Source organism: Streptomyces sp. NPDC044984, assembly GCF_040646935.1.
Lineage (GTDB): Bacteria > Actinomycetota > Actinomycetes > Streptomycetales > Streptomycetaceae > Streptomyces.
In genome coordinates this window covers 1-14226 of sequence record NZ_JBEZBE010000072.1, presented here as the reverse complement: position 1 = coordinate 14226, position 14226 = coordinate 1, and the positions used below count along the sequence as shown (strand labels likewise).

General features: G+C 75.6%; 4 protein-coding genes. 1 reads left to right on the top strand and 3 read right to left on the bottom strand.

What is annotated here, in order from left to right; translation table 11 throughout:
- The coding region (locus AB0A94_RS37870) for an SDR family NAD(P)-dependent oxidoreductase (protein WP_361751474.1) at positions 1 to 6102 on the top strand (6102 nt) is incomplete at its 5' end.
- A 648-nt stretch (positions 6103 to 6750) separates the two neighbouring features.
- On the opposite strand, the gene AB0A94_RS37865 is transcribed toward AB0A94_RS37870, so the two are convergent.
- The 3 genes from AB0A94_RS37865 to AB0A94_RS37855 form a co-directional block, all read right to left on the bottom strand.
- Complete coding sequence (locus AB0A94_RS37865) at positions 6751 to 7599, bottom strand: ABC transporter permease (protein ID WP_361751473.1); 849 nt, start codon at positions 7597 to 7599, stop codon at positions 6751 to 6753.
- Positions 7600 to 7630: 31 nt separating this feature from the next.
- The gene (locus tag AB0A94_RS37860; RefSeq protein ID WP_361751471.1) at positions 7631 to 8632 is read right to left on the bottom strand and encodes an ATP-binding cassette domain-containing protein; all 1002 of its coding nucleotides are present in this window, start codon (positions 8630 to 8632) and stop codon (positions 7631 to 7633) included.
- Positions 8633 to 8756: 124 nt separating this feature from the next.
- Positions 8757 to 13997 (bottom strand): beta-ketoacyl synthase N-terminal-like domain-containing protein, encoded by a 5241-nt coding sequence (locus tag AB0A94_RS37855; protein WP_361751469.1) that lies wholly within the window; start codon positions 13995 to 13997, stop codon positions 8757 to 8759.
- Positions 13998 to 14226 lie beyond the last annotated feature (229 nt).

Here is a 14226-nt window from a genome sequence, read left to right as displayed (position 1 = left end):
GCCTTCCAGGAACTGGGCTTCGACTCGCTCGCCGCGACCGAACTGCGCAACCAGCTCAACCACCTCACCGGCCTCAGGCTCCCCGCCACCCTGGTTTTCGACCACCCCAACGCCCTCGCCGTCACCGAGTTCGTGGAGGCCGAACTGGCCGCCGCGTACCCGGCGTCGGGCGACGAAGCGGACGGTGACGCCGCAGAGGACGGCGTCCGCCGCGCGCTCCGGTCGATCCCGACCCGACGTCTGCGGGACGCCGGTCTGATGGACGTCCTCCTCGAACTCGCCGACGACGACGGCGGAGTGCCGGCGCACGCGGAGGCTCTCGCGGACCCGGAGGAGCAGGACACCGATCCGCACGACGGACCGGACGGAGCCGTCGACACCGGCCCGGGCGCCCAGGACGTCCCACTCACCGAGGCTTCCGGCGTTCCCGGAACTTCCGGGAACGCCGCGACCCCTGACGCCCTGCGCGCCGCACGCGCGGAGACCGCGCGGCTGCGCCGGGACAACAGGCGGCTCACCGCCGCCCGGCACGAGCCGATCGCGATCGTCGGCATGGCCTGCCGCTACCCGGGCGGAGTGACCTCGCCTGAGGACCTGTGGCGGCTGGTCACGGACGGCGCGGACGCCATCACCCCGTTCCCCCAGGACCGGGGATGGGACCTGTCGATGCTGCGTGACCCGCAGTCCAGGCACCCCGACGGCTACTACGCACGCGAGGGCGGCTTCCTCGACGGGGCGGCCGACTTCGACCCCGGGTTCTTCGGCATCTCGCCCCGCGAGGCCCTCGCGATGGACCCGCAGCAGCGGCTCGCGCTGGAGCTGTCCTGGGAGGCGCTGGAGCGCGCGGGCATCGACCCCGGCTCGCTCAGGGGCAGCCGCACCGGTGTCTTCGCCGGCGTGATGTACCACGACTACCCCGGCAGCGACGGCAACGGCAGCGTCGTCACCGGCCGCATCTCCTACAAGCTCGGCCTGGAGGGCCCGGCGGTCTCCGTCGACACCGCCTGCTCGTCCTCCCTGGTCGCGCTGCACCTCGCGGTGCAGGCGCTGCGGCAGGGCGACTGCTCGCTCGCCGTCACCGGCGGTGTCACCGTGCTCGCCACGCCCGGTGTGTTCGTCGAGTTCGGCCGGCAGGGCGGGCTCGCGCCCGACGGACGGTGCAAGTCGTTCGCCGCGGCGGCCGACGGCACCGGCTTCTCCGAGGGCGCCGGCTTCCTCGTGGTCGAGCGGCTGTCCGACGCGCTGCGCAACGGGCACGAGGTGCTGGCCGTGGTCCGGGGCTCCGCCGTCAACCAGGACGGCGCCAGCAACGGGCTCACCGCCCCCAACGGCCCCTCCCAGCGCCGCGTGATCCGGCAGGCCCTTGCCAACGCGCGGCTCGCCGCCGACCAGATCGACGCGGTCGAGGCGCACGGCACGGGCACCACGCTCGGCGACCCGATCGAGGCCCAGGCGCTGCTCGCCACCTACGGCCAGGACCGGCCCGAGGAGCACCCCCTGTGGCTCGGCTCGGTGAAGTCCAACATCGGGCACACGCAGGCTGCCGCCGGCGTCGCGGGCGTCATCAAAATGGTGATGGCGATGCGGCACGGTGTGCTGCCCGCCACCCTCAACGTGGACGCGCCCAGCGACCAGGTCGACTGGACCACCGGCTCCGTCGCGCTGCTGACCGAGCAGCGGGAATGGACCGGCACCGGCCGCCCGCGCCGCGCAGGTGTCTCCTCCTTCGGCATCAGCGGAACCAACGCCCACGTCATCGTCGAGCAGGCACCCGCCGCCGCGCCCACGGCCCCCGCCGTCCCCGGGCAGGCGGACGACGCGGGCCCGGCACCCGCCGCGGTCGTACCGTGGCTGCTGTCGGCGCGCGACCAGGACGCCCTGCGCGCCCAGGCCGGACGCCTGCTGGCGCACGTCGAGGAGGCCGGCGCGGACGCGCCGCGCCCGCTCGACGTCGCCTACTCGCTGGCGACCACCCGCACGGCGTTCGAACACCGCGTCGCGGTCGTCGGCGCGGACCGCGACGGACTGCTGGCCGCCCTGGGCGCGGTCGCACGCGGCGAGGAGCCGGCCACCACGGCCCGCGAGGGACTGCTCGCCGTCCTCTTCCCGGGCCAGGGCTCGCAGCGGCTCGGCATGGGACGCGACCTGTACGAGCGCTTCCCGCTGTTCGCCGAGGCCTTCGACGCGGCCTGCGCCGGGCTGGACGAGCACCTGGAGCGTCCCCTGCGCGAGGTCGTCTGGGGCGACGACGAGGACGCCCTGAACGCCACCGCCTACGCCCAGGCCGCCCTCTTTGCCCTCGGAACGGCGCTGTACCGGCTCGCCGAGTCGTTCGGTGTCGTCCCCGAGTACGTGGCGGGACACTCCATCGGGGAGATCACCGCGGCCCACGTCGCCGGGGTCTTCACCCTGGAGGAAGCCTGCGCGCTGGTCGCCGCCCGCGGCAGCCTGATGCAGGCGCTGCCCGTCGGCGGTGCCATGGCGGCGGTCCAGGCCACCGAGGCCGAGGTGCTGCCCCACCTCACCGACGGCGTCGGCGTCGCGGCCGTCAACGGCCCGGCCTCCGTCGTGGTGTCGGGTTCCGGGCCGGACGTCGAGAAGGTGACCGCGGTCTTCCGCGAGCAGGGCCGCCGCACCACCGCCCTGCGGGTGTCGCACGCCTTCCACTCCCCGCTGATGGAACCGATGCTGGAGGACTTCCGCGCCGTACTGGAACGGCTGTCGCCCCAACCGCCCGCCCTGCCCGTGGTCTCCAACCTCACCGGCGCCCTCGCCACCGCGGAAGAACTCTGCTCCGCCGACTACTGGGTACGGCACGTCCGCGAGGCCGTCCGCTTCTCCGACGGGGTGAACACCCTTCACGAACAGGGCGTCACCAGGTTCCTCGAACTCGGACCCGACGGCGTCGCCTGCGCCATGGCCCGCGAGACCCTGCCCGACACCGCCGTGACCGTCGCCGCCCAGCGGCGCACCACCCCCGGCGAGACCGCCCTGGTCGACGCCCTCGCCTGGCTCCACGGACACGGCGTGACCGTCGACTGGGCCCGGTTCTTCGCCGGCCTGGGCGCCCGCCGGGTCGCCCTGCCCACGTACGCCTTCCAGCGGCGCCGCTTCTGGCCCGCGGAGATGCGCCTGGGCGCCGGGGCGGAAGCCGCCGGACTGACGCCCGCGGACCACCCGCTGCTCGGCGGGGCCGTGGAACTCGCCGGATCCGACGGCCACCTGTTCACCGGGCGGCTGTCGGTCGGCACCCACGGCTGGCTCGCCGACCACGTCGTCATGGGCGCCGTCCTCGTCCCCGGCACCGCCCTGCTGGAGCTGGCGGTACACGCCGGCACCTCCCTGGGCTGCGAGCTGGTGGAGGAACTCACCCTCGCCGCACCGCTGGTCCTGCCCGCCCGCGGTACCGTCCAGCTCCAGGTCGGCGTCGGCGCCCCCGACGACACGGGCCGCCGCCCGCTCGGCATCCACTCCCGGCCCGCCGACGACCCCGCCGCCACCTGGACGACCCACGCCGAGGGAGTCCTCGCGACCGGTCCTGCGGTCCCGGCCGCCACGGACTTCGACGCGTCCGTCTGGCCGCCCGAGAGGGCTGAACCGCTCGACACGGACGGCCTGTACGAGCGTTTCGAGGACGCCGGGTTCGTCTACGGACCGGTGTTCCGGGGACTGCGGGCCGCCTGGCGGCGCGACGGCGAGGTGTTCGCCGAGGTCGCCCTGCCCGACGGCGCCGACGGCGGCGCGTACGGTCTGCACCCGGCGCTGTTCGACGCCGCCCTGCACGCCACCGCGCTGGCCGGCCCGGCCGCCGACGGTGACGCGCCGCGGGACGGTGACGCGCCGCGGGACGGCGACGCGCCGCGGGGCGGGGGGACGTCACAGGGCGGCGGGGTTCCGTTCGCCTGGAACGGCGTGTCCCTGCACGCCGTCGGCGCGTCCGCCGTCCGCATCCGGCTCTCCCGGGCCGACGACGGCACCCTCGCCGTCGCCGTCGCCGACACCACCGGCGCACCGGTGGCCACCGTCGGCTCCCTGGTGACCCGCCCGATCTCCGCCGCACAGCTCGGCACCGCGGCGGGCCCCGACCGGGACTCCCTGTTCGCCCTGGACTGGGTCCCGGCGCCGGAGCGCGCCTCGGACACGCCGTCCGCCGCGCCCGAGGCGCGGACCGCGCGGATCGCCGTGATCGGCCCGGACGGCACCCCGGACCCGGCACTCCGGGACCTCCCCGCCGACCGGTACGCCGACCTGGCGGAACTCGCCGCAGGTGCCGGCGGTCCGGTACCACCGGTCGTCCTCCTGCCCGTCCGCACCGGCATCGACACCGGCACCGGACGGACGGCGGGAACGGACGGGCCGGTTCGTCCGGTCGGCACCCCTGCTCCGGGCGACCCGGCGCGCGCCGCGCACACCGCGACGGCCCAGGTGCTCGAAACGGTTCAGACCTGGCTCGGCGACGACCGGTTCGCCGTCTCCCGCCTGGTCGTCCTCACCCGAGGCGCCACCGACGGAGCCGACCCGGCGGCAGCCGCCGTATGGGGCCTGATGCGCGCGGCCCAGGCGGAACACCCCGGCCGCTTCACGCTGCTGGACCTGGACGCCGGCACCATCGGCGCCGACGACGCGGATCACACGGGTACGGCCCTCCCGCCCGCCGTGCTCAGCCCCACCTCCGACGAGCCGCAACTCGCGGTCCGCGAGGGCCGGGTGCTCGTGCCCCGACTGGTCCGGGTCCCGGCACCCGAACCACGGGGAACGGACGACCGGGACACCGACGGCACGGTCCTCGTCACCGGTGGCACCGGAGGCCTCGGTGCCGCCGTCGCCCGCCACCTGGTGGCCGAGCACGGCGCGCGGAGCCTGCTCCTGGTGAGCCGGCGCGGCCCGGCCGCCGACGGCGCCGGCGAACTCGCCGCCGACCTCGAGGCGTCGGGCGCCCGCGTCACCGTCGCCGCCTGCGACGTGACGGACCGCGCCGCACTCGACCGGCTGCTGGCCGGGATACCCGCCGACCGGCCGCTGCGCGCCGTGATCCACGCGGCGGGCGTGCTGGACGACGGAGTGGTCGACTCCCTCACACCCGAGCGGCTCGCCACCGTCCTGCGACCCAAGGCGGACGCCGCCTGGCACCTCCACGAGGCCACCGCGGGGCTCCCGCTCGACGCCTTCGTGCTGTTCTCGTCGGTGGCCGGCACGCTCGGCAACGCCGGACAGGCCAACTACGCGGCGGGCAACGCCTTCCTGGACGCCCTCGCCCGGCACCGCCGCACCCTCGGACTGCCCGCCCTCTCCCTCGGCTGGGGTCCCTGGACCCGGGGCAGCGGCATGACCGGCGAGCTCAGCGAGGCCGACATCGCGCGCATGACCGGCGCGGGCATGCCGCCGATGTCCCCGGAGCAGGGCCTGGCCCTGTTCGACGCCCTCCGCGCCGCGGACACGGGAGCGACGGTCCTGCCCGTACGGCTGGACCTGGGTGCCCTGCGGGCCCTCGGCGAGGTCCCGCCGCTGTTCCGGTCGCTGATCAGGGTGACGTCCCGCCGCGCGGCCCCGGCAGCGGGAGCGGAGGCCGCGGACCTCACCCGGAGGCTGTCCGGACTCACCCCGGCGGAGGGCCGGGAGGCGCTCCTGGAGCTGGTGCGCGGACAGATCGCCACGGTCCTCGGACACGTGGACCCGGCCGACGTCGAGCCGACCCGGCCCTTCCAGGACCTCGGCTTCGACTCGCTGACCTCCGTCGAGCTGCGCAACCGGCTCGGCGCGCTCACCGGCACACGTCTCCCGGCCACCCTCCTGTTCGACCACCCGACGCCCGGCGAACTCGTCGCCCACCTGTACGCACGGATCGCCCCGGCCCGGACCGGCGGACCGGAGGCGGTTCTGGCGGAGCTGGACAGGCTGGAGAAGAGCATCGCGGGTGTCGAAGTCGGCGCCGAACTGTTCGAACAGGTCGCGGGCCGGCTGGAGGTGCTCCGCAGCAAGTGGCAGTCCCTGCGCACGGAGTCGCCCGCGGCGTCCGGCGAGGGGGACGACGGGTTCGACTTCGAATCGGCCACGGACGAGGAGGTGTTCGACATGCTCGACAACGAACTCGGGCTGTCGTAGCAGCGTCCCGCCCGGTCCCGCCCGCCCGGCCATCGGCCGGGCGGGCGGCGTCGTTCAGGACGGCCGGCCGACGCGTCCGGCGCCGTCCGGCTCACCGGTCCTGCCGGAAATCCGGCCCGTTTCCCCCTCGGCGGATGCCCGCTCGGAGGTGGCACGGGCCGCCGCCTCACCCGCTGTTCAGCGGTTTTCCGGCCACGGCGACCCTCGCCTGGCCTGTTTCGCCCTGCTGGATGACCGGAGCGGGCATCGGGGCGGGCGGCGGGCGGACGCGCGTCCGGAGGACGCCGGCCCGGTGCCGTACGGATCGGGTGCCCGGCGGATTCCCGGACGGAAGCGGACGTTCCCCGGGCCCCTGACGGTAGCCGTCGGCCCCGTTCGACACCCCGAACCACCCCGAACCGCTCCACGCCGCCGGACCGACGCTCCGGGCGTGCCCGTTCGGGCACCGTACGCTGCCCGCTCACACATTTCCGCAGCTCATCGGCTCACACCGGACCGAGGCCCGGGGCTTCGAACGCCCTCCGGTGTCCGCCGCCGTCCGATGTCCGCAGGGCGCCCCGGCACCCGCCGCACCGGACGCAGAAGGCCCGTGAGCGCCGGAAGGCGCCCACGGGCCGGTTCCCCGCACCCGGGGGAGTGGTGCGAGGGTCAGAGGGGCCGGCGGAAGCCGGCCAGCGCGGCGAACGCGCCCACCGCGCTGATCACCGCGCCGATGACCAGCGCGGGGATCGCGTGGTCTAGGCCCGGCACGTCCAGTGCGAGGGCGCGGGTGGCGTCGATGGCGTAGGTCAGGGGGTTCACGTGGGCGACGGCCGCCAGCCAGCCGGGCAGGTCGGCGACGGGTACGTACGCGCTGGACGCGAACATCAGCGGGAAGATCACGATCAGGGCGAGGTTCTGCAGTGGCTCGGCCCGCCGCAACCAGGCACCGGCCGCGATGAAGGCCCAGCCCAGCGAGAAACTGATGAAGAGCGTGAGTCCGGCGGACAGGGCGATCTCGGCGATGCCCCCGTTGGGGGAGTAGCCCATGGCCGTCATCGCCAGCACCATGATCACGAGGATCTGCACGGCGCTGCGCACGAGTCCCACGAGGCTGCGCGCGGCCAGCAGGGCCCCGGGGTGCACCGGCAGCGAGCGCAGCCGGGCGACCACGCCGTTGCGGAGGTCCTCCACCAGCCCCACCCCGGACTGCATCGCCGACTGGGCTGCGTTGTCCACCAGGACGGCCGGCAGCACGAAGTCGAGGTAGCTGACGCCGTCCGGGAAGTGCGGGGGCATGCCCATCTTGCTGAACACCTGGGTCAGCACGAACAGGATGACCACCGGCTGGATGAGGCCGAAGAGGACGATGCCCGGGTCGGTCACCATCGCCCGCAGCGACCGTCCGGTCAGCACCCACACCTGAGCGACGAACGAACTCCCGCCGAAGTCGGGCGCCTCGAGTGCGACGGCCGGGGGAGCGTCCGGGCGCGCGGCGGGAGTGAGGTGCGTGGTCAAGAGGTCCTCCACAGAGGGCGTCGGGCGGCGGTCACGCCGGGGTCCTGGCGTGCTGCTCGGCGAGGGTCAGATACACGTCGTCCAGGCTCGGTTCGCCGAACGTCAGCTCCGTGGCCTCGACACCCGCGTGGTCCAGCGCGCGGATGACGTCGGCGATCTCCCGGGTGGTGTCGATGGGGACGACGAGGCTGCGGGTGCCCTCCTCGCCGCCGACCGGGGCGAACCCGGCGCCGCGCAGCGAGGCCCCCGCTCTCCCGGGGGCGTCGTCACCGTCCAGCGTCAGGGTCACGGTCCGGCGGCCGACGGTGGCCTTGAGCTCCTCGGGCGTGCCGGAGGCGACGACCCGGCCCGCGGAGAGCACCGCGATCGTGTCGGCGAGGCGGTCGGCCTCCTCCAGGTACTGCGTCGTCAGCAGGACGGTGGCGCCCTGCCGCACCAGACCCTCGACGATCTCCCACAGCTTCAGCCGGCTCGACGGGTCCAGACCGGTCGTGGGTTCGTCCAGGAAGATCACCTGAGGGCCGCCGACCAGGGACACCGCCAGGTCCAGCCGTCGCCGCAGACCCCCCGAGTAGCCGCTCGCGCGCCGGTCGGCGACCGTCGTCAGCTCGAACAGCTGCAGGAGCTCGTCGGCGCGGGAGTGCGCGGCCCGGCGACCCGCTCCGAGCAGCCGGGCGATCAGGACCAGGTTGTCCCGTCCGCTGAGCCGGCCGTCCACGGACGCGAACTGGCCCGTGAGCCCGATGCGGCGGCGGATCTCGAAGGGGTCCCGGGTCACGTCGTACCCGGCGACCGACGCCCGGCCGGAGGAGAGCGGCAGGGCGGTGGTGAGGATGTTGACCAGAGTGGTCTTGCCGGCTCCGTTGTGGCCGAGGAGGGTCAGGACGGTGCCCCGGCGGGCACTGACGCTGACCGAGTCCAGGGCGTGGACCGTGCCGTACGACTTGCTGACGGCGTCCGCCTCGATCATCAGATCGCCGGAGCCGGAGCCGGAGCCGGGCTGGGTGACGGGGGGCATGACGAGCCCGCTCATGAAGTGATCTCCCGCTGGTGGATGTGTGGATGCGCGCGGAGCGGAGGACCGGCCTCCGGCCCACCCGTGGATGCCGCGGCCCGCCGGGGCGGGCCGCGGGGCGCGGACGCGTGCCGTACCCCGCCTACCGGTCGTCGCCCCCGTCCATGAGGCGGAACAGGTCCTCGTCCGAGGCGCCCTCCAGGTCCAGCGGCCCGCCGGCCGGTTCCGTGACGTCGGCGCGGGCCGGGGTCCAGCGCGCGGCCAGCGTCCTCAGCCGGGCCGCCGTCCCGGAGTCGAGGTCGGCGCCCGACGTGAGCAGCGCCTCCAACGCGTCGACTAGGGCGCCCGCGTCCCGGGCGCGGACCGGCCCGGAGCGCCGGAGCGTGTCGCACACCAGCCGGGCCACCGCGGCGGGGGAGGGATGGTCGAAGACCAGGGTCGGCGGCAGCCGGACCCCGGTGACGGCGGTGAGCCGGTTGCGCAGTTCGACGGCGGTCACGGAGGTGACGCCCAGTTCGGTGAAGGCCAGTCCGGGACCGGCGTCCGGCGGCAGCTCCCCGCCGACCACGGCCGCCAGCTCGCCGCGCACCAGGTCCGTCACCAGGGCCTCGCCCTCCGCCTCGGTCAGACCCGCCAGCCGTTCGGCCAGCGCCGGCGCCGCGTCCGCCGCTGACACGGCCTCCGGGCTCGCCACGGCCACCGTCCCGGCGGGCACCGGGGCCAGCCAGTACGACTCGTGCTGGAAGGCGTACGTGGGCAGCGGCACCGCCCGGGCCCCGGGCAGCACCGCCCGCCAGTCGACCGGCAGCCCGTGCGCGTGCAGCCGTACGGCGGCGGCGAGCAGGGACCCTTCCTCGTCCTCCCCGCCTCGCAGCAGCGGCTCCACCACCGGCCGGACGCCCGGCTCCCGCTGCCCGAGCCGCGCCTCGAGGCACTCGTCGACCATGGGGGTGAGCGCGGCCTCCGGGCCCAACTCGACGTAGACGCCGGTGCGCGCCTCGGCGAGCACCCCGACCGCGTCCGCGAACCGGACCGCCTCCCGGGCGTGCCGCACCCAGTGGCCGGGGTCGCGGGCCTCCTCGGCGGTCAGCGGACGGCCGGTGACGCCGGAGATCAGCGGCAGGCCGGGTCCGGCGAAGGACAGGGCCGCCACGGTCTCCCGGAACTCGGCGAGCACCGGGTCCATCAGCGGCGAGTGGAAGGCGTGGCTGACCATCAGCCGGCGCGTCTTGTGCCCGGCGGCGGTCAGCTCACCGGCCAGTTCGGCCAGCGGACCCTCCGCGCCCGACAGCACCACCGACCGCGGGCCGTTCACCGCGGCGACGGCGATGTCCTCGGAACGCCCCTCCAGCCACGGCAGCACCTCGTCCTCGGAGCAGCGGACGGCCACCATCGCGCCGCCCGGCGGCAGCGACTGCATCAGCCGGCCGCGCGCGGCGACCAGGGCGCAGGCGTCCGGCAGGTTCAACACGCCCGCCACGTGCGCGGCGGCGATCTCGCCCACCGAGTGGCCCACCAGCCGCGCGGGCGTCACCCCCCAGGAGGCCAGCAGCCGGTACAGGGCGACCTGGAAGGCGAACAGGGCGGCCTGCGCATAGCCGGTGCCGTGCAGCAGCGCGGCCTCCTCGCTGTCCGGTCCGGCCCACATCACCGAGGCCAGGGGGCGCTCCAGCAGGGGATCGAGCTCCGCGCACACCTCCCGCAGCGAGGCGTCGAACACCGGGAACGCGGCGGCGAGCGCCCGGCCCATGCCGGGACGCTGACTGCCCTGCCCGGTGAACACGAACGCGGGCTCCGGGGAACCGCCCGAGCTCCGGCCCGTCGCCCCGGCGGCCCCGCCCCGGGCGAACCCGGCGGCGGCCGCCGTGAGCGAGGCCCGGTCGGTGCCGGTGAGCACGGCTGTACGGCCGTGCAGGGAGCGGGTGGTGAGGAGGGAGTAGGCGATGTCGCGGGCCGACACCTCCGGATGCGCCTCGGCGTACCCGGCCAGTCGCCGGGCCTGGCCCCGCAGTGCCGCGGTGTCCCGCGCCGACACCAGCCACGGCACGACGGCCCCACCGGCCCCCGGGACGGCCCGCCCGGCCCCACCCGCGTCCGCCGGCCCGTCGGCCCGCCCGGCCTCGGCCGGGGCCTCCTCCAGGACGAGATGGGCGTTGGTGCCGCTGATGCCGAACGACGAGACGGCCGCCCGGCGGGGCCTGCCGTCCCCTGCCGGCCACTCCCGTGCCTCGTTCAGCAGCCGGACGGCGCCGGAGGACCAGTCCACGCGGGAGCTGGGGGTGTCCGCGTGCAGGGTCCGCGGCAGCACCCCGTGCTCCAGCGCGAGGACCATCTTCATCACCCCGGCCACACCGGCCGCCGCCTGGGTGTGGCCCAGGTTCGACTTGACCGAGCCCAGCCACAGCGGACGCCCCTCGGGACGCTCGCGCCCGTAGGTGTCGAGCAGCGCCTGCGCCTCGATCGGGTCGCCGAGCGGCGTACCGGTGCCGTGCGCCTCCACCGCGTCCACGTCCGCCGCGGTCAGCCCCGCGTCGGCCAGCGCCCTTCGGATGACCCGGCGCTGGGCGGGACCGTTGGGCGCGGTCAGGCCGTTGGAGGCGCCGTCCTGGTTGACCGCCGAGCCGCGGATCACCGCGAGCACGGGATGACCGTTGCGCCGGGCGTCGGACAGCCGTTCCAGGAGCAGCAGGCCGGCGCCCTCCGACCAGGCGGCCCCGTCGGCGCCCTCGCCGAAGGACTTGCAGCGGCCGTCCGGGGACAGGCCCCGCAGCCGGGAGAAGCCCACGAACGGTGCCGGTGTCGCCATCACCGCCACGCCCCCGGCGAGCGCCAGCTCCGACTCCCCGGACCGCAGCGACCGGCACGCCAGGTGCAGCGCGACCAGCGACGACGAGCAGGCCGTGTCCACCGTCAGGGCGGGACCGTCGAGGCCCAGGGCGTACGAGATCCGCCCGGACAGCGCACCGGCGGAGGTGCCCACCGGGAGCAGCCCCTCCAGTTCGCCGGAGGGGTCGGTCGCGCCCGTCGCGTAGTCGTGGTACATGGCGCCGGCGAACACACCGGTACGGCTGCCGCGCAGCGTCAGCGGATCGATCCGGGCCCGCTCCACGGCCTCCCAGGCGAGCTCCAGCAGCAGTCGCTGCTGCGGGTCGGTGGCGAGCGCCTCCCGTGCCGACATGCCGAAGAAGCCGGCGTCGAAGTGGGCGGCGTCGCGCAGGAAGCCGCCCTCGCGGGCGTAGGAGGTGCCCGGGTGTTCCGGGTCGTCGTCGAAGAGGGTGCCGAGACGCCAGCCGCGGTCGGTGGGGAACCCGGACACGGCGTCCACGCCGTCGGCCAGCAGCGTCCACAGCGCTTCCGGGGAGGCGATGTCCCCGGGCAGCCGGCAGGCCATGCCCACGATCGCCACGGGCTCGTCGCCGGGCACCGGGCCGGGCGGTGGTTCCTCGTCCCGGCGGTTCAGCCCGGCCAGTTCCCGGGCGAGGGCGGTCGGGGTCGGGAAGTCGAAGGCCACCGCGGCGGGCAGCGCGAGCCCGGTGGCCTCGGCGAGCGCGTTGCGCAGCCGCACCGAGGCCACCGAATCGAGGCCGTGCGCGCGGAACGTGACGTCCGGACCGATGGGTTCCGTGCCGTCCGCGTCCCCCGCGCCGAGCACCTCGGCGACCGCGGCGACGACCAGGTCGAGAGCCGTGCGCGGGTCCGGGCGGGGCGCGTCGGCGGGAACCGGCACGGGGTGCGCCGCGGCGTCGGCCAGGATCCGCTCCAGCGCCAGCCGGTTGATCTTCCCGGCGGGTGTGCGCGGCAGGGCCGGCAGGACGACGAGCTCGAGCGGGATCTTGTACTCGGCGACGCCGCGTTCCCGCAGGAACGCCGTCACCTCACCGAGGCCGACCGGGCTCGCGGGTACGTTCCCGGCGTCCGATGGGGCGTCCGACGACGCGGTCACCACCAGGCAGGGGTACTCCCCGAGCCGGGGGTCGGGTCTGGCGACCACCGCCAGCGGACCGATGCCGGGCAGGTCCGCCAACAGGCCCTGGACCTCCACGGCGTTGAACTTGCGCCCGCCCACGTTGATCAGTTCGGCGGAGCGGCCGTGGAACACCACGAGACCGTCCGCGCCGATCGAGGCGAGGTCACCGGTGCGCAGCCAGCCGTCCTCGGACACCACCGACCGGGTCAGCTCCGGCTCGCCGTGGTAACCGCGGAACATGCTGGGGCTGCGGTAGTACAGCTCCCCGGCCTCACCGGGGGCACACGGCCGTCCGTCCTCGTCGAGGACGCGCAGCTGCGCGCCCCGCACCGGTCGCCCCACACTGCGCGCGGCGACCTCCGGCGGGTCCCCGGCCAGACTGCTGGTGCCGTTCCCGGCCTCCGACATGCCCCAGACCACGACCAGCGTGGTGTCCAGGGTCTCCCGCACCTCGCGCACCAGGGCGGCGGGCAGGGCGGCGCCGGCGGTCAGCACCCGCTCCGGGCGGAACCCCGCCCCCGACTCCGACGCCCGGGCCCGCGCCACCACGTCGTGCAGCTGCGCCGGCACGGCGACCACCACGCTCGGCCGCTCCGACCGCGCCAGCTCCAGGAAACGGTCCACGTCCCACGAGCCCAGCAGCACCTGACGGCCGGAACGGAACAGCGCCGAGTACATCGACTGCAGTCCGAAGCAGTGGGTCAGCGGGCACGCCGTGATCAGGGTGCCGCCGTACGGCTCGGCGCTGTCCTCGGTCGCCGCGCGGGAGTTGGTGAGCAGCGAGTCGTGGGTGTGCAGACAGATCTTGGGCCGCGCGGAGGTGGTGCCGGAGGAGGGGAACAGCAGGAACGGCGCGTCGGGCCGCACCTCCACCGGCCGGGGCCGCTCGCCCGCGCAGCGCGCCAGCAGGCCCTCGACCGTCTCCGCCCCGTCCGTCGCGTCGCCGCCGGCGACCAGGACGGCGCGCAGCGACGGCAACGCCTCCCGCAGCGCCGCCGTGCCGAGCGGGCCGTCGGCGTCCTGGACACCCGACGGCAGCACGAGCACCGTCGGGTCGACCCGCTCCAGCAGGGCCCTCACGTCGGCGGGGGTGTTGCCCCGGTGGACGGGCAGGGTGACGGCCCCCACCGACGCGGCCGCCAGGTGCAGCGTGACGTACTCCCAGCAGTTGGGCAGGTGCAGGGCGACCACGTCGCCGGGGCCGACACCGGCCTCCTGGAGACCGCGGGCCAGCGCGTCCACCTCGGCCCGCCACTCCGGCCAGGTCAGGGAGCGTTCGCCGTCCACCAGCGCCACCGCGTCACCCCCGTCGCGCACGGCCGCGGCGAACACGTCGGGCAGGGTGAGGCCGTCCAGCCCGCCGTCGGTGGCACCGGGCGGCTGGATCACGTAGTCGTCAGCGTGGACGGGCACCATCACTCCCGGGGGTGTCGAGCGTTTCCGGCGAAGGGGAACCCGTCCAGGCTGCTGCCCGACACCCCGGATTTTCCCTAGACATGGCCCGCCGCGCGCATACGGGAGCCGGGAGAGGGGACGGGGCGTCTGCCCGCCTGCCCGCCTGCCCGCCTGCCCGCCTGCCCGCCTGCCCGCCTGCCCGCCTGCCCGCCTGCCCGCAGGCACGGCAGCGGCCCGGCGGGGCAGCTCG

Bases quoted from the DNA above. Each gene is read 5' to 3' on its own strand.
- AB0A94_RS37855 (WP_361751469.1), bottom strand. From the start codon at position 13,997: ATGGTGCCCGTCCACGCTGACGACTACGTGATCCAGCCGCCCGGTGCC.
- AB0A94_RS37860 (WP_361751471.1), bottom strand. From the start codon at position 8,632: ATGAGCGGGCTCGTCATGCCCCCCGTCACCCAGCCCGGCTCCGGCTCC.